This is a genomic window from Stieleria magnilauensis (assembly GCA_007753675.1).
Lineage (GTDB): Bacteria > Planctomycetota > Planctomycetia > Pirellulales > Pirellulaceae > Stieleria > Stieleria magnilauensis.
In genome coordinates this window covers 10,387,560-10,411,812 of record CP036432.1, presented here as the reverse complement: position 1 = coordinate 10,411,812, position 24,253 = coordinate 10,387,560, and the positions used below count along the sequence as shown (strand labels likewise).

Genomic DNA, 24,253 nt, shown 5'->3' with positions numbered 1-24,253 from the left:
CATGGATTCAGTTGCCTACCCGGTCAGTGATTGTCGGCCCAATCGATATGAATCGCGCTCAGGGAGTTTATATAGCGCAGACCGGCTACCGGAAACGGTAGCTCGGGTTGCTCGGATCGAAATCGGACGCCGACAGCCCGACGTTCACTTTCAAATTGAAATAGTTGTACTCTTCGTCCAGCACCGGCGGGCCGCCGGGTGTCTCCGGCCACAGCCAGGCTTGGTATCGAATCGGCATCTTCGTGTTGTTGTCGAAATAGACCCGCGCCCGGTGGAACCGAAAGTGCTCGCGACGTATCGGATGAATGACTTCGACCAGCGTGCAGCTGGTCTGACCGAACAGGTGGTCGGTCTCGATTTGAACGTCGCATTCGCCATGCAAGCGATCCTGCTGTGCCGTGACGACGAATTTTTCCAGCAGGTTTTCGATCCCGATCTCCTTGATCGAATACCGCTGTCCGCGCATCGCCAGCATCCCCTCGGGATCAAGCTGCGTGGTCAAGAAACTGGCGAACCCGCCCTGATGCACGATCAGGTTTCCGTCGTTGGCGTTCTCCACCCAGATCACCTCGCGACCCTTGACCGAACTGGGCTTCAAGAAATCCAGGTAGACACTCAACGGAACCGCAATGTCCTGCCCGTCAAGCTTGCGATTGCGAATCTTCAAACTCGCGTACTGCAGCGGCGGCATCACTCCGCCGACCCGGCATCGTTTGATGAAGATCGCCGTGTAGTCATCGACGTTGGCCCGGACGTGCTGCAGACTCTCTTCGGCGATCTCCAAGGCCGTGTCGACCGGATGCCGACGCTCCACCGGCGGAAGGCTCAGCCGTGCCACCTGCTCGATTTCTTGTGCATTTGCTAGCAACGGTGCGGTTGCGAGCAATGAAATGATGATCAGCCGTAGTCTCGGCAGGAGTTGGAAGGGGTGCATCCGTTCGTTCCAGATTAAGAGAGAAGAGATTGCCGCCGTTAGCCCGGTTTTGCGGCAGTTAATGGTGTGTACATAAATCTCGTTGCGAAGGACTAGTGATATTTTGACTAGATGTTGAGATTGCCTGCGGGTAGACGGTTCCCTACGATAAAAACAGTTGCGTCTCTGATCTAATTCGGTGTGCTGATTCGTTTGGGGAAGACAGGATGTTCACGCAGAGCGAAAATCGTCCGACGATCCTCGGGTCGGTGGCGCCGGGGTTCGAGCCCGTTCGGGCGGAGTTTGAAACCAATTTTGTGTCGCGGGGTGAGTGTGGTGCCGCCTGCACGGTGTACCACCAGGGCCAGAAAGTCGTCGACCTCTGGGGTGGGCGACGATGCCACCATTCCGGGGCACGCTGGACCGAGCAAACGCTATCGCTGGCGTTTTCGGTGACCAAGGGCATGGCGGCGGCCGTGATGGCGGTCGCCCACAGCCGGGGGCTGTTCGATCTGGACGCGCCCGTGGCAACGTATTGGCCGGAGTTTGGATGCGACGAAAAGCGGAAAATCACCGTGCGTCAATTGTTGGCCCATCAGGCCGGTCTGGTGGCCATCAACCAAAGACTGAACCCCCAGATTCTGGCCGACCATGACCAAATGGCGGCGATCACGGCCAGTCAAAAACCGTTGTGGCAGCCCGGGACCCGGCACGGCTATCACACGCTGACTTTGGGCTGGTACCAGAATGAGCTGATTCGTCGGGTCGATCCCGCCGGGCGGACACTGGGCGAGTTCTTTCAAGACGAAATCGCCGCTCCGTTGGGGATCGAATTCTACATCGGACTTCCCGATTGGATCGACTCGGAACACATCAGCAGCACCCAGGGCTTTCGAAAGCTGGCCATCTTGGCCAATCTCAATCAGCTGCCGTGGAAAATGGTGTTGGCCGGGATTTGGCCCCAATCGGTCGTCTCCAAGTCCATCAAGTTTCTGAAATTCGATAACCCTGCGGCACTCGGGCGACCGGAGTATCGCGAGGTCGAGATTCCATCTGCCAACGGATTCGGTCAGGCGCGTGCCGTCGCCAAAGTCTACGACGTCTTGGCGCGGGGCGGCCGGCGGTTGGGAATCACGCCTGGGACGATGCAGGAATTGGTCGCCCCGCCGGTGCAGCCCTCGCGCGGCTCGCGAGACGCCGTCTTGAAGATCGACACCAACTACAGCTTCGGGTTTTCTCGGCCCAGTGACGGATTCCGCTTCGGCGCCGATGACCAAGCCTTCGGTTGCCCCGGAGCGGGCGGATCGTTTGGCATGGCGGATCCGTCCAAGCAGTTAGCCTTTGCGTACCTGACCAACACGATGAGCTTTCGCATCTTCGACGACCCGCGCGAACGGGCCGTCCGCCAAGCCGTCTATCAATGCATCGGCGCGATCCAAAAGCGGCGGGTTCCGTCGGATGTGAAGGTGGCGTAGCGGAGCAGCGAGGCGTCACGCACCCGGGTTCGCTGCGGAGCAGCGACCGGGAATCGCCTAACCCGGATATTGCATCCGCTGACTGGTTGACTCTGATTTTAGACTGAGTTACGGCGAGGCTGTCCACGATAGCCGGTTTTTGCTGCAATCGATTCGCTGCGGGCAGAGGGCCCCCTACCCCCAGACGACCGGAAGTCGCTGCGCGGTGCCACACGATGCGATGGGAGTGGCTAATCGCTACGGCACAGACGTGCCAGCACCTGATTGAACAGCGGTTCCCAGGGGCAATGGCTGCAAAGATGAAATACCACCCGACGACAAGTCACTCGAACTCGGGCTGCTATTTTCAACAGTCGCAATCGAATCGTGTCCACACGTAGACGACTCTGTTTCGTTCCACTCAGGCCCAGGCGACGCAACCCATCGAGTAGAACGTAAGCAAATGATGAAAGCATCACGCGGAACTGATTGGCAATAAAACGGGTGCAACTGGTGCGATCAGCGAACAGACAAAGCTGTTGCTCTTTGATCCGATTCTCCATCTCGCCACGCATGCAGTAGTGCTCTCGATAAAACTTCTCCGGGTCATAAGCGACAGAGCACCATGTCCCTGGAGTCTTAACTTGTAGCGGCTGCCTTTTGCCATCGACCATCGGTCGATGGTAGGTCGTGTCGACAATGTCGTCACTTGAGAAACAGTTTGTTACGACGAAGCGAGGATTGGGGCCTTTGGCGGTATACTCTGCTTTGCCGACCACCCAGCGATGGCGGTCCCACGTCCTGCCGGTGCGATAGCGAAACCACTTGTAAAAGGCTTGTTTGCCACCACGGTGGAATCTCTCGACTCTTGCGCGAGTCATTTCGCAGGCAATTTGCTTGACCAAAACCTTATTCTTGGGCAAACCAAAGACGTAGTGGACATCGTTTTTGTCGCACCAGCGCATGAGGCGTTCGATCGCAAAACCTCCGTCACCACGAAGGGTGATTTTGACCCGAGGCCATCGTTGGCGGATCCTTGCAACAAGCAATTTTGTGATTCCGCGTGCGTGATGGCCATCACCGAGGTTGGCTGGACGAAGATACGAGACGAGAAGTTGGTCGCCGCAAAACACGTACAGAGGTTGGAAGCAATAGCTGTCGTAGTAGGCATTGAAAGCCTTTTTATCTTGATCGCCGTGTACCTTGTCGTCCGTTGCGTCTAGATCGAGTGTGATTTCATCAGGCGGGGTGTCGAAGCTGTCAAGAAAAATGTCGACGAGGATCTTGCTGAGTTCGAAGAGTTCTTTTTTGGTGATTCGGTTTTCAAATCGGGAATGAGTCGAGGGGCTCGCCAGAGTGGGATCCCAATCGTCATCCGACCTGTCATTGATTCGAGGGGGCCGTCCGGCGGCGACTTGAAAGGCGGCATCATCGCGAAGCTGCTGTTGATCGTTTGCGTCTTCGTATCCGGCCGCGATCGCAAAGATTCGACTGATAAGGATTTCCGCTTGAGAATGAACGGTGTGAATCGGATCACGCGGGTCGTGAATCGCTTGGTCGATCCGCTTGATCAAATTGAGCTTTTTGTCGACTTCGCGAAGCAGGACGAGGCCCCCATCGGAAGTGAGCGATCCGCCGTCGAAATCTACCTCAACGGCCTGCCTTCTGAGGCGTTTCAATGCGGGACGATTTCGTTTACGCTTTGTCATTGCCGAAAGCCTTGGTTTTGTGGTCTATGAAGTGTCGTAACTCCAATAGATACACGAACTAAGGCTTTCGCGCTATAGGGGCAGTCGAATAAGCGGATGCAATATCCGGGCTAAAGGCTAGACACCAACGGCGCTGGTGTGCAGGCTTCAGCCGCTCGGATTCGCTGCGGAGCAGCGGCGGTGGACTGTTGACGAGCTACCGCTTTTTCTCAAAACAGCGGCCCAGCGGTCCGACCAAGATCGCTGGTAGCAGCACCAGGTCGCCCAGTAGCGCCGAGGCGAGCAGGAAGACCATTAGCCAGGCGAAGTGCAGGATCGGCACGAACGTGCTGAGCGCGAACACGATCAATCCACACGAACAGATCAGCGTCGTGTGCACCATCGCACCGGAGCATCGCGAAAACGCGCTTTCGATCGCTTGTCGGCGCGACAGCCCTTGGTCCAGACCGCGGCGGAACCAAGTCAGCAGGTGGACGGTGTCATCGACCGCAATCCCAAGTGCCGCACTTGCCGTCATCACCGAGCCGATCTGGACGGGAATGTTCATCCACTCGATGCCGCCGAACACGATCACGGCGGGAAAGATATTCGGAAACATCACCAAGCAGGTTGCCCAAATGTTTCGCAGCACCACCAGCAACACGACGGCGATGACGGCGAAGGCGACCAGGAAACTGCGAAACAAATCCAACAGCAATTGACGTTGGGCTTTGTAAATCAGCGGGATCACACCGGTGAACGTGCCTTGGACGTCCTCTTCGGCCAGCAGGGGTGTGACCGCTGCCCGGATTTGTTCGACAAAGATCCCGTAGTCCAAATCGCCGATGGCGTTGGCACGCACTGAAATGCGCCAAAGCGTTTGGTCTTCGCCGTCGCTCAAGTACTTCGTCTCGATCAGGCGTTGTTTGGTTTGCTGACCGTTGATCACCTTGCGTTGCACGATGTCACGAACGCTGTGGCCCGCCGGAAGTCGCGGAGACAGATTGAAAGCCGACAGGGTCGCCACCGGTTCGTCGAGCGATTGAATTGTGCTCTGTACCCTCGCCACCAATTTGATCTGCTCGACGCGATCGCGTGGGTCGTCTTTGTCAAAATGGATCGCGACCTCGAGCGGCACCATCGGGCCGATGTGTTCTTCCAGCCACCGGTAGTCGGCGATCGCATCGCTGCTGGGGAGAAAGCGGTCTTGCAGTTTGACCGTTGATTGAATCGATGGAATGCGTGAGGCGCACAACAACATCAATGCCAAGCAAGCCAGTGCAAAGAACGCGTGGTGATTGAGGATCGCATCGATAAACGCGTTGCCTTTCGTGGGTGAATCGTCGGCCGATGGGCGATCCGATTCGGTTTCGGTTTCGGGTTTGGGGGGAAACAGATACAGCGCCGAGGGCAGCAACAGAAACAGGACGATGACGCTGGCCACGACACCCAGCGCGGAATAGAAGCCAAAACTTTGGATCGGCTCGATCTTGCTGAGCATCAACGAGATCAGGCCGATTCCCGTGGTGATCGCGGCCAGCGAACAGGGCAACCAACCCTGGCCGATGGCTCGGATCGCGGCGGGAACCGGTGACGATGGCCCCCGCGCCGCGTCGCGATAGTAGTTTGCCAAATGCACCGCCGAAGAGATCGTCAACACATAGATCAACGGTGGCAGCATCGTCATCAACAAGTTCATCTTGCCGCCGCTGAAGTACAGGATCGCCAGCGACACTGCGGTGCTGTAGACCGCGACCAGCAGGACCGAAATCGCCAGTCGAATACTGCGCATCCGCAGCGTCGCGACCAAGAAGGAAACCAGCGCGGAGAGTCCGGCCAGGCCGAACAATAGTTTCCGACTTTCGGCATCGATCATCGCGGCATCGACCGTCGGACCGGCCAATTTCAATTCTGCGGCCGGCAACTGGCAAACGTCCCAGGCCAGGGTTTCGATTTCTTGTACCGCCGCACTGCGATCGGCTTGACCGGCGACGGAGGTGGTCAGCACCAGGCAGGTCGTCGTGTCCTGAGCGCCGATCAGGATGCGTCGCAGGCGATTGATGGCTGCGGTGCGAGAAAAATTCTGCGGCGGCGACATCAACTCCTCGATCGCGTTCTGACCGGTCCGCACGCGATCAAAGAATGCCGTGTTCAGCAGCGCTTGGGAGAGTTGTCCGACGCGCGGGTCGTCCAGATCGCAACCCGGCCAGCTGACGACGGCGAATTCGTCCGTGCCGAAGTGACTTTGAAACCAGTCGTAGGTGTCCGTTTCGGCGAAGGACTGGGGCAGCCATTGCCGGGGATCGTTCGATGTGCTCTTGAGCGCCCGGAGGGCGCCGTAGCCGATCAGCGGAAACGAAATCACAGCCAACAAAACGATCGCGATGGCGTATCGCGTCATTTCAGTCAGCAAAGCAGGTCGGAAGAAATTCATCCAGCAGTTCGGCAAACGCTTCGGGTTGTTCCCAGTTCGGCGCGTGCCCACAGTCTTGGATGAATTGCAGCTTCGATCCCTTGATTCGCCGCTGGAACTCGCGACCGGTTTCCGGCGGCGTGATCGAGTCTTCCTGGCCCCAGATGATCATCGTCGGCAGATCCAACTTGGTCAGCTCTTTTTCGACCGATCGATCGCGGGTGGCGCGGGAGACTCGCAAGACGAAGCGGACATAGTCGCGGTCTTGGATGGAGGAATGCCAGTCGTCGACCAGTTCATTGGTCACCAATTCCTGCTTGTGGACGATGCCACAAACCGTTTTCTTGACGAATTCGCGCGAGGGTTTGGGCCGCATGCCACCGATCGGGTTCTTTTCGAACAACCCGGCGCTGCCGGCAAGCACCAGACCTTTGGCAAAGTCTTTGCGGCGGGCACAGAGGTCGATTGCCACCAATCCGCCCAGGGAATTGCCGCAGATCACAAAAGGATCAATTTGAAGCGTTTCGACGAGATCGGCGACCTGATCGCTCAAATCGGCGATCGCGTTGATCCCGTGCTGGCGACGGCCGGGTTGGGGGTCGACCGGCAACTGGGGGGCGATCACGCGATAGCGATCAGCCAGTCGCTCCATCACCTGCCGCCAGTGTTCGGGCGTTCCAAATAAGCCGTGCAGAAACAGCACGGTTTCGTCCCCTGTACCCATCTCAACAATCCCGGCAGGGTCGATCCTGGCAGTGGTCATTGATTTAGAAGGAGATGAGCGATTGAGTAGCACAGACAATGCAATCCTTGACGTTGAAGCGAATCCTTTGGGATATCGTTCAATCGCCGGGGAGACGTGAACGGGCGCTTCCTGCGGCCGGCATTTTAGCTGCAATCATGATGTTGGTCGAATCCGTTTTTTCCGAGGGACTGGAAATTTTATCCCCAGAGCCCCCGATCTCCTGCCCAAAACCATTGATTGGGGTCATTCCGTCACAATCGGGTGGCCAAGGGGCACAGCACCTTCCTAAGCGTTTGAGCCCACCCGATCGCAGGGCCGGGGCTCTGCCTCGATGGGAGCGGATCCATCACCCTTTTTCGCCTTTCCTGAGCCAAAAGAATCAGCCTTTGTCGTGCAAAACGTCAGTTTGCCGCGGATTCCTGAAGGATTCATCCGGCCAATCGAAACAATTGGCGAATCGCAGCGGAAAACGTGGGAATCAATGCTCTACACCGCAGCCGCTAGGGGATCGCCAGCCGCAACGCCAGATACGGCACCAGATTGAAAACCAGTACCAGCAGCTTGTAATTCGCCAAGTAGCGAAAGTACTCCTGGCGGATTTCATGCGATTCCAAATGAAACCACTTTTGGTGCAGCCGCCCGACGGATTTTTCGCAACCGACCACGATGACGGTGCTGAACGTCAACATGCCCAGATTGATCAGCGTGCACCAGCCGAGCGCCGCAAGTACGATTTCCCACGATGTCATGGTCGTTCTCTGATTGATGGATTGAACGCGAACGCTGGTTCGCTCGGTTTCCGCCAGCCAACTTCTTGGCGTGTCGCTGATTATTGGCGTGTCGCTGACGTGTCGCCGCAACCGTTGCAGTGACCGCGCAGCAGGATTTCTGTGATCTCGCCGATCTTTGCGCTCTGTCGCAGACTGCCCGCGGTCAGTTTCACGTCGTCCAAGCAGGACACCGTGCCGCAATCAACGCACAGAAAGTGCGGGTGACCGGTGTCGTCTTGGGGTTGGCCACGGACCGCTTCGAATCGCCAGACGTGATCGCCGAGTTCGGTGCGACGCAGCAATCCCACTTCGGCCAAGTCGTTGAGATTGCGGAACGCCGTCGCCCGGTCGATCCCCCTGTCGGCGAGCTGCTGGGACACTTCGGCATGCGTCAGCGGCGAAGTCGACTCGCGCAGCAACAACAGCGTCGCCAGGCGAGCCGGTGTGGCGCGCAGCCCGGATCGACGGATTTCGTCCTTGACGGGATCATTCGCTGCAGTCATCGCTTTGATTTCTGTTGTTCGGCCGGGGAACGATGCCAAAAGGACGCTGTCAAACTAGATCGTACCCAGTTGCAATACGGTTGCAAGTGCACTCGTGTTACCCATAGGCGAAGCCGGCCGGTTGGCGTACCATTTCGCCGGTCAGCCCCATTCTCTGTTGATCCAGCCATGTCGCCCGTTTCACTGCTGTTCGTCTATTGCGTGTTCATCTTCGTCGCCTCCAACACCGGTGGGCGGCTGTCGGATTTGATCCACATGACGCACCTGCGAACACAGCTCTTGATGAGCGCTGTGGGCGGGTTGATGCTCGGCATCGCGATGCTGCATTTGCTGCCACATGCCGGTGAGATCTTGGGATCGTCTTCCATGACCGGGATGGGCGCGCTGCTCGGTCTGATTTCGATGTTCTTGCTGATCCGGCTGTTCCACACGCACGATCACGGTACCCGCGAATCAAGCTTCGCCAACGGTGCCGACAGTCCGGCCGCTGGAACCGACGGTCCGGTGGGCGAGCAGACGGGCGAGCGGACGGGCGAGCGGACGGGCGAGCAGGCGGGCGAGCAGGCGGGCGAGCAGGCGGGCGAGCAGGCGGGCGAGCAGGCGGGCGAGCACGAGCATCACTGCGACGGCCATCACCACCACGACCACGGTCACGACCACTCGGCCAAGCCGAAGCGGTTCGGTTGGGCCGGCGTCTTTTTCGGTCTGGCACTGCACACGCTGATCGACGGCGTCGCGTTGGCCAGCAGCGTGATCGCCGACGCGTCCCACGGTTCCTGGATGGGGCTGGCGGGCATCGGTACGTTTTTGGTGATCGCGCTACACATTCCGCTCGATTCGTTTGCGATCACGTCGGTGATGAGCAAGCAGGGTTGGTCGTCGGCCGCACAGCGACTGGTCAGCATGCTGTTTTCGTTGGCCTGCCCGCTGGGAGCATTTTTGATGTACCTGGGGGCAACGACGGTGTTAGAGGGCACCGGGATTCTGGGCTGGGGCTTGGCGATCTCGGCCGGTTTCTTCATCTGCATCGCGCTGGCAGATCTGTTACCCGAAGTGGCCTTTCACGACCATGACCGCGTCAAGTTGACGATCGCATTGCTGTTGGGTGTCGTCGTCGCAATCGGCATCGAAAACCTACCCGGCCACACCCACGATCACAGCCCCGACGGCACCGCCGAACACGACCATCACTATTGAACAAAGGGGTCAGGCCTCTTTGTTGAGCGATTTGTATCAAAGAGGCCTGACCCCTTTTTCGCAGCAGGGCCCATCTGGGCGGGCCGGGGGCTTGCCTCGACCAATCTACCTTCTGCCTAGGCCTCAATCAAGCGAACGCTTGATGGTGAAAAATTGAAAAAACTCGAAACCCTCGGCGTTTTGCGGGTGTATTGGAGATAACGACAACTTCAACGCACTCACTCAACGGAGGATTTCGAGTGAACGACAACTTACGCCGTCGGTTGCTGCGCCGCAAGCGAGTTCTTCTACAACGTATCGACAAGAAGAAGGGTAAGACACATACGCCCATGATTCGCCCCTTGCGGGCAAAGTACGAACTGGCCGAGAAAGTTGAGGCGGTTTCCTGTGGCGGTATCGGCATGGTCATGCAGCTTGTCGAGCAACTCGGATTGCGAAAGCACATCAACCAGTCCGCACCGGTGTTCAAGCTTCACGCGCCGTACGACGAAGCCGATCACGTGCTCAACATTGCCCTGAATCTATTGGCCGGTGGGACCTGCCTCGAACATTTGGAGCATCGCCGCACCGACGAGGCGTATCTGGACGCACTGGGCGCTGAACGGATTCCCGATCCGACAACTGCTGGTGACTTTTGCCGTCGTTTTGATGGCTTCAAGCTACTGCTATTGATGCAGGGAATCAACGTGGCACGCAAGAAGGTTTGGAAACAACAATCCGATGCGTTCTTCGAGCAGGCCACCATTGAAGCCGATGGCACGATGGTCGAGACTTGCGGTGAAAAGAAAGAGGGCATCGGAATCAACTACAAAGGACAATGGGGCTACCATCCACTGGTCGTTACGCTCGCGGAAACCAACGAGTTACTGTACCTGGCCAACCGCAGCGGCAATCGCCCGAGCGGTGAAGGCTCATCGTTCTACTTTGACAGGGCGATCGAACTATGTCGCAATGCTGGGTTTCGAAAGATCCTGTTGCGTGGCGACACGGACTTTTCGTCAACCCAACATCTCGATCGATGGGACGCGCAGGATGTCCGTTTCGTGTTTGGCTATGACGCCAACAAAACACTGACCGCAATTGCCGACTCCCTCGACGAATCAGCATGGAAACCGCTTCGGCGGCAGAAAAAGACTTCTGAGAATCCGCGTGCAAAACGACCCAACTACAAAGAGGAAATCGTCGTAGAAAACGGCTACGAGAACAAGAAGCTGCGTGCTGAAAGCTATGCCGAGTTCCCGTATCAGCCTGGCAATTGCAAGCGTCCCTACCGGATGGTTGCCGTTCGCAAAGACATCGACGTCACGAGTGGGCAGCAATTCTTGTTCAGCACCGAAAAGTACTTCTTCTACATCAGCAACGAACCAAAGGAAGAAAAACAGTCGCGTGAACTGATCGGAGACGGCAACAATCGCTGTGATCAGGAAAACACGATTAGCCAGCTCAAGGCGAGTCACGCATTGACCGCGCCGCTGGATTCGCTGGAAAGCAACTGGGCGTACATGTTGATTGCTTCTCTTGCCTGGACGCTGAAGCTTTGGAGTGGAATGATGGTCCGCGTCAAAGGGAATCCCGGGCAGAGAAAGACGCGAAAACGCCTTCGTGATCGTGTGATCAAAATGGAGTTCTCGACGTTCTTGACTTCGTTGATCCAGATTCCGGCCCAAGTCATCCGCTCATCGCGTCAACTGAAGCTGCGGATTTTGACATACCGTCTCGGCGTCGAAAACTTGTTCACACTCAGTGACCATATTGCGATGCCGCTTCGAACGTGACACGTCGAAACCAACGAAGCCGAAGTCCGGATGCTTCGGTACCGCCGCTAACGCCTAACCCGAGAGAAGCGAATTTATGAGCACGATACCATGCGAATTTCCAATAAGGAGCAGTGCTCCCAAGCGTGCTGCTGCGCCTCAAAAATCCGAAAGCGTCACGCAAAATCCACGCTAGCGTTCGCTTGATTGAGGCCTAGGGCGTTTGGACCGGTCCGTGGAAACGCTAATCGGTTGCGTGTTCCTCTCCGCGGGGGGCGTGCCTTGTCGTCCAGTTTTGTTACGACATATTCCATACCTTTCACTAGAATGGTACGGATCACTAACGACATGAATGGATGTAACTGAATGCGCCAATCCCTTGACGATGCCGGGCGGCTTGCTTCTCTTCAGGCTCTTGGGTTGCTCGATAGCGAACCTGATCCGATCTACGATCGATTCACTCGTTTGGTGGCGAAGCTACTCGATGTCCCGGTCGCGCTCGTCTCGCTGGTGGATGATCACCGCCAATTTTTTAAGAGTTGCATTGGATTGCCGCCACCTTGGGACGCCGAGAGGCAGACACCGCTTTCGCACTCGTTCTGTCAACACTGCGTCAATCGCGGCGAGCCGTTGATTATTGTCGACGCGACCAACGATCCATTAGTGCGAAACAATTTGGCGGTCTCCGAATTAGGGGTTCGAGCCTATCTTGGAATACCGATCTTCGTTGAAGGTGGATATTGCGTCGGATCGCTTTGTGCGATCGATACCGAACCTCGTGATTGGACCGAAGCCGATGTGGAATCTCTCACTGATGTTTGCCGTTCGCTTGAAACCGAACTGCGGTTGCTTCAGCAACTGAACGATGCGACCGAAGTGTCGAGGCGTAAGAGCGTGTTCATGGCCGAGTTGTCACATGAGCTGCGAAACCCAATGACGCCGGTGTTGGGCATCGCACAGTTGTTGGCAAATGGTCAGGTTGGCGAGAATGAACAACAAGAGATGTACAACGTGCTGTTGCAGCAATCCCGGCAACTGACTCGCCTGGTTGATGAGTTGCTGGATCTCTCTCGTATCGAGCGAGGGAAAATTAAGTTGTCACGCGGTCCCTGCGACTTAGTGAGCATTGTACGTCATTCTGCAGAAACCATCCAAGACTCGCTCAAAACAAAATCGTTGAGTTTGACGGTGTTGGGTGATGAACGCCCCTGCTGGGTCTATGCCGATCAGTCTCGATTGATCCAGGTTGTGACCAATCTCTTAACCAACGCTTGCCGTTACACTCAGAAGCATGGAAACATTCAGGTTGAGGTTTTCAGCGCTAGCGATCAGGGCTGCCTCGTTGTCTCTGACGACGGAATCGGACTTTCCGAACAAGAACTGAAACGGGTGTTTGATTTGTTCCATCAGGCCCCGTCCGCCCGATCACGACAGCGCGGACTCGGGATTGGACTTTCCCTCGTCCGCCGACTCGTCGAGTTGCATGATGGACAAATTACGATGGCCAGCCAAGGGCGGGGGAGCGGATGTCGTGCGACCGTCCGATTACCCTCGACGGGAGAGCCGATATCCTTGAGCCAAGCTGACTCGGTGGAATCTGGACAGACCTGCGATTTGCCGCTGGACATTCTGGTTGTCGACGACCAGTCAGCCAACAGATATGTTCTGCGATGTTTGCTCGAGGCAGAAGGGCATCGCGTACGGGCGGCCTCTAGTGTCAAAGAAGCGTGGGACGAGATTAGCAGGCGGGCACCGTCCGTCATTTTCTCTGACATTCAAATGCCCGAAATCGATGGCCACGAATTTGCCAGACAAGTGCGTGCGGATGATCGGGTCGCTTCGGTGCCCCTGGTCGCGGTCACGGGAGAGGCCTTAAGTAGCGAAGCTGAGGCTGCGAAGGCGGCGGGTTTCGACATGCACCTCAACAAGCCAGTCTCTGCCGAGAAGTTGCGCGGTGCCCTCTCGGATGTGAAGTCGGAAGTTCAGGCGGATTGAGAAAGGGGCAGGAGCCTCGTTGGCAATCGGTTGCGCGGGCGGTTAACCTAACAGTTCCGACGCGACGGTGTCGGCGAAGTGGATGCCTCGCGGGGTCAACTTGATCTGATGGCCGTCGCGATCGATCAGGCCTTGCGATTGAAGTTCGTTGAGCTGCTGGGCGCAGAGGGTTTCGATGGCGATGCCGGTGCGTGAGTGCAGTTGTTGCAGGTCGATTCCGTCGATCATCCGGACGCCGAACGCGGCACCTTCCCGTGCCGCTTCGGCCGCTGAGATCGTTTCCGACTCCGCGATCGCGCTGTCGCCATTTTCGATCCGCTTCAAATAGGTCGTGGTGCTGCGATGGTTGGTGGCCCGCACGCCATCGATGAAGGCGGCGGCACCGGGACCGGCGGCGAACCAGCCATCGCCCCGCCAGTACGCCAGATTATGCCGGCAACGAAATCCCGGTTTCGCGAAGTTGGAGATTTCATAGTGCGTCAAACCCGCCTCGGCTAAGACGCGGCGGCTCAGGTCATACATCGTGATTTCCACCGATTCGTCGACTGCGGACAGATCACCGCGGCGACGACGGGTCCAGAACGACGTGCCTTTCTCGTACGTCAGCGAGTACGTCGAGACATGCCTGATCGGAAGGGCTGTGGCGGTGCGAAGGTCCCGCGCCCAGTTGGAGAGCGATTCACCGGGGGCGGCAAAGATCAGGTCGATGGAGACATTGGGGATCGTGCCGGCGACCTGCTGGACGATCGCCTCGGCCGACTGCCCGGAGTGACTTCGTTCCAGCACCGCCAGCTTGCGATCCTGAAACGATTGAACGCCCAGGCTGACGCGGTTGACGCCGAATTCGGACAGCATCGCTAGCTTTTCCGCGGTGATGTCCTCTGGATTCGCTTCCATCGTCCATTCAAAACCCTCGGAGAGTTCGAATCGGCGACGAAGCGACAGGAGAAACGTTTCCAGCAGCGCGTTGGGCAGATGCGTCGGTGTCCCGCCACCGACGAATAAGGTGTCGATGATCGGGACACGTTGCAGTCGTTGGGCAATCTGTTCCAGTTCGTGATCGATCGCCGCGAGGTAACGCTGCATCAAGTCATCGCGATCGGCGACGACACTGAAATTGCAGTACCCGCATCGGTGCCGACAGAACGGCACATGCACATACGCGGATCGAGGAGTGGGCCAATCCATGTGACGTAAGCTTCCAGCTTGCGAATCGTGGCGTACGCTTCCAGCTTGCGGTGACGTTGTCTGGCAAGCAAGATGCTTACATCACTTCCGCTTATTCCCCGGCGCGGAGCTTGTTGAAGTAATCCATGGCGTGCTCACGTTCGGTGCGGGGCAGTTGCTGGTTCTCCAGCGGATCGCTTTCTTCGCTGAACGAGCTTTCGATCGCGCGTTTGACGTCTTCGCGGCTGATGCCTTTGCGGTTGGGACCGTCGGCGAAACCGGAGATCACGGCTTTGCCTTTCTTGACTTGGCCGCGGACCTGAGTCTCGTAGGTGTTGGTATCGCCTTCTTCTTCCGGCCGGTCTCCTTGTCCGGCGCCTTCGCCGAGTCCGTCACCGGGTTTGTCGCCTTCGCCCATGCCCATTCCCATGCCTTGGCATTGTTGGCAACCGGCACCGCCACAGGAACTGCATCGCATTTGTTCTTTGGATTGCGACAGGTCGTTCATCGCGTCTTCCAGGTCTTGCAGTTCGCTCATCTCTTGCTGCATGTCACCGAGTTGGTCGGCCATTGCATCGAGGGCGTTGGCGGCTTGCTTGGAGTCGCCGTTCTGCATCGCCTGGGCCGCTTGGCCGAGCTTGTCGGCCATCTGCTGCATTTGCTGCGATTGCTGTTTGGATTGTTGCTGCATTTCGTTGAGCTGTTGCTGCATTTTGGCGGCATCTTCGGACCGGCCTTCGCGTTTGGCTTGTTCGATCTTTTCTTTCAGTTCGGCCTGCTTGCGTTTCTGCTCGGCGATCGCTTTTTCGAGTTGGTCCTTCAACTGCTGGACTTGTTTTTGCAGCTGTTCTTTTTCTTTGTCGCTGAGCGTGCCGTCTTTCATTTTTTGGGCGAGCTTGCGCATCACCTGCTCGGCCTTTCCGAAGTCACCCTTGGCGATCGACTGGGCGGCCTCATTGGCCGGTCCGGCTTGTAGCGAGTTCATTTGCGCCATCGCCTTGCGCATCTGATCGCCCGACCCGAGTTGCTCGCGACGTTCTTCGAGTTGTTTCTTTAGATCGTTGAGCGCGATCATCGCTTCTTTTCGATCGATGTTTTTCTTTTCGGTGATCTGGTTGAGGTCTTTCTCGAGTTTTTCAAAGAGATCCTTGGCGTCTTGGAGCCCCTTGGCTTCGGCGTTGCGTTTTTGTTGTGCAATACGCTTTTTCAGTTGCAACGACGCGCGTTTGACTTGGGCGGCCACGGCCGGATCGATCTCGTTGGAACCATCGGGGGCAACCGGTGTGGCGGGATCGACCAGGATCAAAACCAGGACCAGGATGGGCGTGATCGCCAGGGGCAGCCAACCGAGTCGACTCGGTTGGTAGCCGAACTTTTCGGCGATCTTGATTTTGTCGGCGCGCCGATCGGCGTCGCTGATCACGGCCAAGCCGAACTCCGACTCGCGGTCTGCGGCAGACATCGAGAGCGAGCTGCTGAGCCGTTCGCTCAGCCCGAAGCGTTTGTCGACTTCCAGAGCGACGCGGTCGCGACTCGGCGCGGTGGCCAGGGCGTAAACCAACGCTCCGGCGACGGCGACTACGATCGAGCCGACGATCCAGGCCAAATTCCAGGTTTCCACGTCAACATCAAGTGCGCGGATGCCCGGGACCGCACAGGCGATCGTCGCCACAATGAGCGCGGCGAACAGGGCGAGACAGAGGGCACGCCCGAAATTGCCTAAAATGAGGCGACGTCGTGCGTTGCGAACTTGAGATTCAATTCGGTTCATGGCGGTAGCCTTGGGTGTGTTGCGGCCTACAATCAAGTATAGGAACCGTGGGCAGCTTAATGGCAGCGTGATTCCCCCCCGTCTTACCTCTTTTTTCGCAATTTCATGGCCGATCCAGCCACCCAATCGCTCTCCACTGGTGCCGAAAACGGTTTACCCGACCCGGCGGAGCTGCCTGATGCCGATGTGGTGATTTATGACGGGGACTGCAATTTCTGCATCGCGCAGGTCAAAAACCTGCGGCGGCTGGACTGTTGCGGCGGCCGATTGTCTTTCTTGTCGCTGCATGATCCGCGGGTCGCGGAGCGGTATCCGGACCTGACACACGATCGGCTGATGGCAGAAATGTACGTCGTCGATTCCCAGGGTCGCCGGCATGGTGGCGGGGACGCGGTGCGATACCTGAGCCGGCGTTTGCCGCTACTGTGGTTGGCCGCACCGATTCTGCACCTGCCCGGATCGGCGAGCCTGTGGCGCTGGATGTACAACCAAATCGCCAAGCGGCGCTACAAACTGGCGGGTAAGAAATCAGGCCAAGGGGCCTGCGAAAACGATTCCTGCGCGGTCCACTTTGGGGAGTAGTGGGGTTGGCGATCTGGTGGTGACCGGAACTTGATGTGACACGCCGCTGGCGTGAAACTGCGAGCGGGTTGGTGCCCGCGAGTTTTCTCACGACACCGAGGAGTGCGACGTGCATCAGCAATACTCTTCACGTCCCGAGGCTTGCGGCACGGTGGGGGCTAGGCGAACCAGTTGACGGCGTTTTGGAACATCGCCAACCCGTCTCCGGCGGCCGGCTGTTCTTTGCGGCGCGTCCAGTAGGGGTGCTGGGTCGGGTCGATGTGACGCTCGGGGTGTGGCATCAAGCCGAACACTCGGCCGGTCGCATCACAGACGCCCGCGACGTTGGCGTCGGCGCCGTTGGGGTTGGCTGGAAATTCCAGCGGAGTCTCTTCGACGGTGCCATCGGCATCACGGGCGTAACGCAGGCAGAGTCGTCCGGCGTCGCGCAATTCGCCCAGCACCGCTTGATCCCGGGCGACAAATTTGCCTTCGGCGTGGGCCATCGGCAGATACATGTGCTCGATGTCGCGCAAGAACACGCACTTGGTCCCGTCGGTGGCCAGATCCACCCAACGATCCTCGAACCGCCCGTGATTGTTCCAGGCCAGCGTGGCCGGTTCGTGACCACCGGCGGCTTCGACGTTTTCGGTCAGCACGCCCAACCGCATCAGCACTTGCATTCCGTTGCAGATTCCCAGCACCAGTCGGTCGCCGTTGCCGTGGACGAAGGTGTCCACCAGATCGGCGAGGTGGTTTCGCATTCGCGTGGCCAGAATGCGGCCGGCGGCGATGTCGTCCCCGTAGCTGAATCCGCCGGGCAGGCAGAGGATTTGATAACGGTCCTTGAGCGTCGGATTTTCGATCAGCCGATTGACGTGAACCCGCTCGGTGGTCGCGCCGGCACGTTGAAAGGCATACGCAGTTTCTTCGTCGCAGTTAGTGCCCGGGGCACGTAACACGAGGACTCGGGGGGACGACATGTCGAAGGCTTGCGAGACGGATGGTTGGGGGGCACGATAGGCAGACGGCCGCATCGGCGCGGCGGGCGGCCTATTCCGGTGCCCGGAGTTTATTCCGTGCCGGCTTGCTTTCCTAGCGGACCAAAACCTTGATTTGCAGGCGTCGGTGCTGGTGGTCCCAGCCGACGATCGTGCCGCGACAGCGCCACAGGTCGCGGCCGGCTTGCTCGAATTCGTCCGCTAATTCGTGGGGGATATACAGCACCAGCGGCAGCGGAGGATCGCTGTGGCGGGCCCAAACGGCATAGCCGTCGTCGTAGACGTGCGGGTCCTCTTCGCCGCTGTAGAGCAATCGCCGCTCGATGAAGGTGTCGATTTCGAACGTCATTCCGGTCACCGCTTCGACCAACAGATCCACCTGTTCGGCGTCGTGGCGAGCTTCCCAAAGATGCGTGGCGGTTTCGGCAAAGGTGATCTCGTCGTGCTGTGGCGATGCGGCGTCGGTCCCGTCGTCGGTCGCGCCGAGCGCCGCATGCGGCTCGGTCGTCTCGGGCCGCTGGATCGGTTGGCCATTGGGATGGACCAGCAATTTCAGCGACTGCGTCCAGTCCGGCCAGCGTGGAATATCGACACGCAAATCGATCGTCCAATTCAAGTCGTTGTCAGCCAGATCAAACGAATAAGGCACATCGCCGGGGATCGGAAAATCAAGATTGAACTCCTTGCGGTCGCCGGCTTGCAGCGTCGACTGGCCTTCCAGTTCGTGTCGATCGGTGAAAAACGTGTGTCGGTGCGTCGTGCGATTGCTGCCGCTGCCGCTGACGCAGACCTCGGTTCCGGTCAACTCGGCGCTGATCGAATTGATCGTAAAGCGACGCTTGGGCTGGAAGGCGAGTCGGGCGCGAACGCGGTCACCGGGCGCCACCTGGGGCGTCAGCAGCTCGGCCTGGACGTTGCCCAGCAGCCACTTCGGCAACAGCTTTTTGGCGACGAAAAAGCCGACCAATGGGATGATGATGGCTCCGGCGACCAGACCCGCAAACGGATTGACGACAAAGGTGACGATCAGGAAGCCGAACGCGACGACCATCAGACCCAGCACCAGGGCGACCAATCCATATCCGATGCATCCGCCGACCGCCGCCGCCACTTGTGCGTCGGCAGTGTCGGGCCCGGTGGCCGGACGCATCACGAATTCCTGGGACGCTTTCGGATCGAACGCCCAGGGGATTTTGGCCCGTGCATCGATGTAGTGATCGACGTTGATGTAGTTGCCGTGGTAGCTGGGCGGCCAATCGGCGACTTCCAGCTCGAATCGATACGACTCGCGCTGGCCGGAGGTCCATTCACCGACAAACAGCGTGATGGATTCGGCGACGCCCCGTGCGATGTTGCCTCGTCCATGCGTTCGCCAGCCCGAGGACACCTCCAGCCCTTTGCACTTCACGTCGGCATCGGCCAGGACGTGCAGAGTGCCGGTGATCTTGTCGCCACCTGAATAAATTCGTTCGGGGTGGTCGAGCTCAATCGATAAATCGCATTTCGCCATGATGATTCACTTGGGACTGCACGATGTCGTAAAGATAACTTTCGATGCCCCGCACATCGGTCCCGAACCGCCGAATCAATGCGTCGGCATCTTCGTCGCTGATGCGTGGTACGGGTTGCCGGTGATCGCGACGCGAGGCCACGATTCGCCGGTTGAGGATTTCGGCCAATTGTCCGACCGACAGCGACAGACCGATCTTCTCCGTCGTCACCGTGTAACCGGCGCGTCGCAGGGCGGTCGACAAGTCTTGATGGGTGGCCAGGACCAGGGTTGCGCCGCTGGCGAACACCTTGCGGCGGATCCGCCAGGGGAGCCGTTGTGCTTCATCGATCAGCAACGGTTCGCCGGTGGGAATCGTCGGGCAAGGCTGGTCTTCGGGCAAGTAGACGTAGCTGGACGAGGGAAAGGCCTTGGCGATCGCCAGCATGCGTGTCGTCTTGCCGCGGCCGCACTCGCCGATCATCTGGTAGGCGGACCAGGGGCGAAACGTGAGGGGGGCGTCGCCGATCGCTGGTTCGTCGACGCTTGGTTCACCAATCGCCGCGACGATCTCGGCGACCGGGACCACCGCCAGTTCGGCGCGTTCGCTGCGCGTCAATTCGCCGAAGGGGTTGCGAAACAGGTTGGCCGCCGGCCACCGCGACGCGGGCTGCAAGGCGTCTGAAGACTTGAAGTCACGGTCGCGTGGGGGCACGCGAGGATGAAGATTCCGTTCCGAGGCCGATGCGGAAGTTTTCGCGAACTCTGTCATTTTGTTATGATGCTCGCTGGAGCGGGCGGCTTGCTTGATGGATCAGTGGATATCTGGTGGAAACAGGGTGGGATCGGCTTCCAGCCTGTCGATGCTGCAATGACAGACACGGTCCTCTCGATGATTCCTTCTCCAAAGACCGCCTCGCTCATGAGAAGGGTTTCTCTACCCCTGGGGTTTGCTGCGTTCGGTCTGCTGCTCGTTCTTTCCGGCTATCGTTTCGACGACCTCTCTCTCTGGCTGCAATCGACGGGAAATTGGGCGCCGCTGTTGTTCATCGTCACCGGAACGCTGTTGATGACGATGATGATGCCGAAGACAATGGTGTCGCTTGCCGCGGGAGCGTTGTTCGGCACGCAAGACGGATGTCCGATCATGTTGGTGACGGCCGTCACTGCCGCCGCCCTAAACTACACGATCGGAAAGTACTGGATCGGAGCGGGCGGTTATTTTTATTCAAATCGATCGTCCCTCGACCCGCAGCGCGACGTCGGGGAGGACCGAGACGCGTCGATCGAGCCGCCGATCAGTTGGCCGCGCGCGGCGGGGCAGCTGGCGCAGGATGCCGGCTTCGGCATCCATTTACTCGTGCGCCTCGCACCGGTCCCGACCACCATCATCAGTTATTCGATGGGCGCCGCCGGCGCCCGCTTCGTACCCTACGTGGCTGCGGCCGCGGTCGCCGTGGTGCCACAACTGTTGTATGTCCATGCCGCCGCGATGGCAGTCGACTCCGAACAATCGCTGCACTTCCGCTGGATCAGTTCGGTGCTGTCGCTGTCCGTCGCAACCCTCGTCAGTCTCGCCCTGCCGCCGATCGCGATACGACGGCTCAAAGAGATTCGTTGTGCTTCGTTAGCCGAGACGCCGGGGTACGCCGATCGAACTTAAGACCGTCGGGGCGATGAATGACGGTCTTCAAGATCCTGGTCGACCGATGGGCAGGACGGGTGAGCGATCGTTGAGCTTTCTTGATAAACTAGCCCTCTTTCAACTCTTGAATTGAGGGTGCCGCGGAAAAGGGGTCAGGCACCAAAAACCAAATGGCCCAACGGGTGCTTCGCATTTTTGGTGCCTGACCCCTTTTCCGCTCGGATCACTAATCATGGAAACAATACGAAGGCGGATGAGATGAGTGATACATTTTCCGATCCCCCGGGCTCGACGATCGCGTCTGCTCCGACGCTCTATCGGCACAGCGGCAAGGTCTCGCCGGCCAGTTTGGTGATCGCGGCCGTGGTGCTGATTCCGTTGGGCGTTCTGTTTGGCGCGATCTACTCGGCGGCCGTCGTCTATCTGCCGTTCATCAAGCTTCGTGGTCTGGTCACTTTCTTCGTCGGCGGCGGGTTCGGTCTGATCGCCGGTTCGCTGTGCTTCAAATTAAAGTATCGCAGTCGGCTGATGGCGTTCTTGACCGTGATCGGATTCACGGCGATCGGTTACTACAGTTCATGGGCGGTGCACCCTGCGTTGGTGATCGGCCCCGGTGAACTCGGCGGTGACTTCGTCCCGTTGATGATCCAAGGCTTTGATCCGATCGTGATTTTGGGCTGGATGAAAGGGATCTTTGCCGAGGGCATCTGGGCGATGGGCGGGGGCGGTGCGGGGGCGCTTTCCGGTTGGGGAGCGGTGGCGATCTGGGTGCTGGAAGCCGCACTGATCTTCGGAACCGCATACGTTTCAGGAATGGCCGCGTACGGCAATCGACCCTTCTGCGAACACTGTTACCGATGGAACGAGGAGACCGAAGAGCTGGCCGTGCTGCCGGTTTCCACCACCGACCCGGCCTGGATGCAGATCCGCAACGGAAACTTCGACGCACTGAAGAAACTGCAGATCGCATCGGATTCCGATGCCGCCTATGTCGAACTGCGACTCGCCGATTGTCCGACCTGCGACGAGAGTGATTATCTGTCCGCAATCGGCATCACATTGACGGTGGACGAGGGGCAGCTAAAAAAGAACGAAACCGATATCTTTCGTCACCTGAGCGTGACCCGGGCCCAGCGTGACGAAATCGTCGATTTTGCTGCCGCCATGGCAGAAGCCGTCCAGTTGATGAGGGAAGAGGAAGAGGCGTTGAATGAAGCAGCCACGGACGAAGACGAACTGCCAACCGGCGATCCCAGTCACCCGAACGAGCCAGCTCCATGACCGATGACGCGGCACCCGGCCACACCACGACGATGCCACGTCAATCCGTCTATGTTTCAGCCGTGGATTGGTGGATCGCGGTCCTGCTGATGCTGGGGCCGATGATTTGTGTCGGCTTGACGGTCGTGCTGTTACAGCAAGGCAGGCAACAGGACGCCCTGATTTGCTTGCTGGCCGGAGCCGGGACCCTGCTGGTCACGGGCCTGTTCACCGTCCCCTGTCGATACACCATCCTGCCGGACACGTTGTCGATCCGTTGCGGCATCCTGTTCCAACGCGTGCCGCTGCATCAAGTCAAAGCAATCGAGCCGAGCGGCAGCTGGTTGAGTGGACCGGCACTGTCGGTGCGGCGGGTGAAGATCAGCACCGCCTCGCGTTTCTATCTCGTCTCGCCGGCCGATCGGGAACGGTTTATTGAAGAGTTGACCGAAGCGGTCAAGCAAGCGGGGTAGTGGCCAAGCGGCGTAAGCTTCCAGCTTGCGTTCAGCCTGGAATTCGCAAGCTGGAAGCTTACGCCACTTTTTTGAAGACGTATTCGTTGCAGCCCCATCCGTTGCCGACGGTGCTCAGGTTGATCAGCTGGAAGTGTTTGGCGACCAACGGCACGATGATGGCTTCGGGTTTGGCGACTTCAAAGGGCAGCCCACCGATCCAGTCGACCCAATCGTGCCACGCCGACATGCCGCGATCGGTTCGCTTTTTCCGCCAGTCGGCAAAGGGCAGCGGATTGCGTCCGCCGGCTAGCCGGGCCAGGGCGAACTTGAATTCGTACCACGACGCGACCGCCGCGACCCACACGGGGCGCGCCCACTTTGGCAATCGATGGTACAGCTGCTTGATCCCCAGCCATCGCCGACTGCCGCCGCCCTGGTCGTTATAAATCGCGATCGCAAATCGTCCGCCGACCGCCACACGCGCCGCTGCCAGTTCGATCGCTCGTTCCATTTGCCCGGTGTGATGCAGTACACCCCAGCTGTAGACGACGTCAAACTGTCCCAGCGATTCCATCAGCGATTGATCCAACGCGGAGCCTTGAAGAATTTTCCATTTCATCGGGTCCGCCGATTCACGCTGCCGAAGCTGTTCGGTGCAGGCGACACTGTGAGGATCAAAGTCGATCGACACGACCTCCGCCCCCAACCGATAGGCGGCCAGTGAAAACAGTCCGCTGCCGCTGCCGAGATCCAGAAAGCGTTGACCGTCCAGCGGACGTCCGGCGGCGTCATCAAGACCTAGCAACCCGGTCAACGAACGGCATGCCTGGTCGATGCGATCTTCGTCCAGATGGTTTAGAAACGATGCCCAGTTTTCACCGAACGCGAACCGCGTTTCGCTCATTCTGTTTCCAAGTCCAAGAGAAACTGTTTGGTTTGCAACCCGCCCGGTGCGCTAAAGCCACGTAAGCCACCCCCGGCGCTGACCACTCGGTGGCAGGGAATGACCAACAAAATGCGATTGCGCGACATCGCCGCCCCGACCGCGCGGCTGGCTGCCTTGTTGCCCGCCCGCTGAGCCAATTCCTGGTAGGTGATCGTCGTGCCCGGCGCGATCGCGCGACAACACCGATAGACCTGATTGGTAAACGGCGTCCAGCCCTGTGTGTCCAACTCAATGGCGTCGAAATCCGCGTGGCCGGTCGCAAAGTACTCGCGTAACCGTTGATCCAAATCTTCCCCGCGCGGGTCACCGGCGACTGGGCCGTCATCGGAGCCTGGGCTGTCATGAGAGCCTGTGCGTTCTTGCCAACGCAAGGAATAAAGTCCCGCCGCGGTCCACGTCGAAACCATGTTCCCCAACGCGGTCCAATGGTCCTGCTGCACGCCGGCCTGGGCGGTCAATTGAGCGGTCGTCAAGGTCATGGAGCGTGAACCGAGTCGAAGGGGGCGGAGTTTGCGAGATGCCCTGT

At 58.6% G+C, this 24,253-nt stretch carries 21 protein-coding genes; 8 read left to right on the top strand and 13 right to left on the bottom strand.

The window, feature by feature from the left end; genetic code table 11:
* Positions 1-85: 85 nt before the first annotated feature.
* Complete coding sequence (locus tag TBK1r_RS36855) at positions 86-934, bottom strand: DUF1571 domain-containing protein (protein WP_145221272.1); 849 nt, start codon at positions 932-934, stop codon at positions 86-88.
* Positions 935-1,140: 206 nt separating this feature from the next.
* Here TBK1r_RS36855 and TBK1r_RS36850 point away from each other — a divergent pair, with 206 nt between their 5' ends.
* Positions 1,141-2,388, top strand: a complete 1,248-nt coding sequence (locus TBK1r_RS36850) for a serine hydrolase domain-containing protein (protein WP_145221268.1) — start codon at positions 1,141-1,143, stop codon at positions 2,386-2,388.
* Positions 2,389-2,618: 230 nt separating this feature from the next.
* Here the strand turns inward: TBK1r_RS36850 and TBK1r_RS36845 are convergent, their stop codons facing one another.
* The 5 genes from TBK1r_RS36845 to TBK1r_RS36825 all read right to left on the bottom strand — a co-directional run bounded on the left by TBK1r_RS36845 (position 2,619) and on the right by TBK1r_RS36825 (position 8,486).
* Positions 2,619-4,076, bottom strand: coding sequence for an IS1380 family transposase (locus tag TBK1r_RS36845; RefSeq protein ID WP_145208447.1), 1,458 nt, complete (start codon positions 4,074-4,076; stop codon positions 2,619-2,621).
* Positions 4,077-4,272: 196 nt separating this feature from the next.
* Entirely contained in the window at positions 4,273-6,456 is a 2,184-nt protein-coding gene (locus tag TBK1r_RS36840; RefSeq protein WP_419580752.1) for an efflux RND transporter permease subunit, read from the bottom strand.
* Position 6,457: 1 nt separating this feature from the next.
* Complete coding sequence (locus TBK1r_RS36835) at positions 6,458-7,231, bottom strand: alpha/beta fold hydrolase (protein WP_095742296.1); 774 nt, start codon at positions 7,229-7,231, stop codon at positions 6,458-6,460.
* Between the two features lie 482 nt (positions 7,232-7,713).
* Entirely contained in the window at positions 7,714-7,962 is a 249-nt protein-coding gene (locus TBK1r_RS36830; RefSeq protein ID WP_145221262.1) for a DUF6868 family protein, read from the bottom strand.
* Between the two features lie 80 nt (positions 7,963-8,042).
* A complete protein-coding gene (locus tag TBK1r_RS36825) occupies positions 8,043-8,486 on the bottom strand; it encodes a Fur family transcriptional regulator (protein WP_145221259.1) in 444 nt (147 codons plus the stop codon).
* A gap of 168 nt (positions 8,487-8,654) precedes the next feature.
* Here TBK1r_RS36825 and TBK1r_RS36820 point away from each other — a divergent pair, with 168 nt between their 5' ends.
* From TBK1r_RS36820 to TBK1r_RS36810, 3 genes are all read left to right on the top strand, one after another.
* Positions 8,655-9,683: a ZIP family metal transporter gene (locus TBK1r_RS36820; RefSeq protein WP_145221256.1), complete on the top strand. Its 1,029-nt coding sequence runs from the start codon at positions 8,655-8,657 to the stop codon at positions 9,681-9,683.
* A gap of 239 nt (positions 9,684-9,922) precedes the next feature.
* A complete protein-coding gene (locus TBK1r_RS36815) occupies positions 9,923-11,458 on the top strand; it encodes an IS1380 family transposase (protein WP_145207156.1) in 1,536 nt (511 codons plus the stop codon).
* Positions 11,459-11,803: 345 nt separating this feature from the next.
* Entirely contained in the window at positions 11,804-13,432 is a 1,629-nt protein-coding gene (locus TBK1r_RS36810) for a hybrid sensor histidine kinase/response regulator (RefSeq protein WP_145221252.1), read from the top strand.
* Between the two features lie 42 nt (positions 13,433-13,474).
* On the opposite strand, the gene hemW is transcribed toward TBK1r_RS36810, so the two are convergent.
* Together hemW and TBK1r_RS36800 are read right to left on the bottom strand one after the other, a co-directional pair.
* Positions 13,475-14,620, bottom strand: coding sequence for a radical SAM family heme chaperone HemW (gene hemW / locus TBK1r_RS36805; RefSeq protein WP_145221249.1), 1,146 nt, complete (start codon positions 14,618-14,620; stop codon positions 13,475-13,477).
* Positions 14,621-14,711: 91 nt separating this feature from the next.
* Positions 14,712-16,370, bottom strand: a complete 1,659-nt coding sequence (locus TBK1r_RS36800; protein ID WP_145221246.1) for a hypothetical protein — start codon at positions 16,368-16,370, stop codon at positions 14,712-14,714.
* A 105-nt stretch (positions 16,371-16,475) separates the two neighbouring features.
* On the opposite strand from TBK1r_RS36800, the gene TBK1r_RS36795 reads away from it, so the two are divergent.
* Positions 16,476-16,952, top strand: coding sequence for a thiol-disulfide oxidoreductase DCC family protein (locus tag TBK1r_RS36795; RefSeq protein WP_145221243.1), 477 nt, complete (start codon positions 16,476-16,478; stop codon positions 16,950-16,952).
* 158 nt (positions 16,953-17,110) lie between these two features.
* On the opposite strand, the gene TBK1r_RS36790 is transcribed toward TBK1r_RS36795, so the two are convergent.
* The 3 genes from TBK1r_RS36790 to TBK1r_RS36780 form a co-directional block, all read right to left on the bottom strand.
* Positions 17,111-17,914 (bottom strand): phosphoribosylformylglycinamidine synthase subunit PurQ, encoded by an 804-nt coding sequence (locus tag TBK1r_RS36790; RefSeq protein ID WP_145221240.1) that lies wholly within the window; start codon positions 17,912-17,914, stop codon positions 17,111-17,113.
* Between the two features lie 112 nt (positions 17,915-18,026).
* Positions 18,027-19,442, bottom strand: a complete 1,416-nt coding sequence (locus TBK1r_RS36785; RefSeq protein WP_145221239.1) for a sporulation protein — start codon at positions 19,440-19,442, stop codon at positions 18,027-18,029.
* The gene (locus TBK1r_RS36780; protein ID WP_145221236.1) at positions 19,417-20,136 is read right to left on the bottom strand and encodes a hypothetical protein; all 720 of its coding nucleotides are present in this window, start codon (positions 20,134-20,136) and stop codon (positions 19,417-19,419) included. Before TBK1r_RS36780 ends, TBK1r_RS36785 begins: the two co-directional genes overlap by 26 nt.
* 207 nt (positions 20,137-20,343) lie before the next feature.
* Here TBK1r_RS36780 and TBK1r_RS36775 point away from each other — a divergent pair, with 207 nt between their 5' ends.
* The 3 genes from TBK1r_RS36775 (at position 20,344) to TBK1r_RS36765 (ending at position 22,799) form a co-directional block, all read left to right on the top strand.
* On the top strand, positions 20,344-21,084 hold the full coding sequence (locus tag TBK1r_RS36775) for a TVP38/TMEM64 family protein (RefSeq protein WP_419580751.1): 741 nt from the start codon (positions 20,344-20,346) through the stop codon (positions 21,082-21,084).
* Between the two features lie 240 nt (positions 21,085-21,324).
* Complete coding sequence (locus TBK1r_RS36770) at positions 21,325-22,347, top strand: hypothetical protein (RefSeq protein ID WP_145221230.1); 1,023 nt, start codon at positions 21,325-21,327, stop codon at positions 22,345-22,347.
* Complete coding sequence (locus TBK1r_RS36765) at positions 22,344-22,799, top strand: PH domain-containing protein (protein WP_145221227.1); 456 nt, start codon at positions 22,344-22,346, stop codon at positions 22,797-22,799. The genes TBK1r_RS36770 and TBK1r_RS36765 overlap by 4 nt, the downstream gene beginning before the upstream one ends.
* Before the next feature lie 58 nt (positions 22,800-22,857).
* Here the strand turns inward: TBK1r_RS36765 and TBK1r_RS36760 are convergent, their stop codons facing one another.
* Both TBK1r_RS36760 and TBK1r_RS36755 read right to left on the bottom strand, forming a co-directional pair.
* Entirely contained in the window at positions 22,858-23,685 is an 828-nt protein-coding gene (locus tag TBK1r_RS36760) for a class I SAM-dependent methyltransferase (protein ID WP_145221224.1), read from the bottom strand.
* Positions 23,682-24,206, bottom strand: coding sequence for a methylated-DNA--[protein]-cysteine S-methyltransferase (locus TBK1r_RS36755; RefSeq protein WP_145221221.1), 525 nt, complete (start codon positions 24,204-24,206; stop codon positions 23,682-23,684). Before TBK1r_RS36755 ends, TBK1r_RS36760 begins: the two co-directional genes overlap by 4 nt.
* Positions 24,207-24,253: the final 47 nt, after the last annotated feature.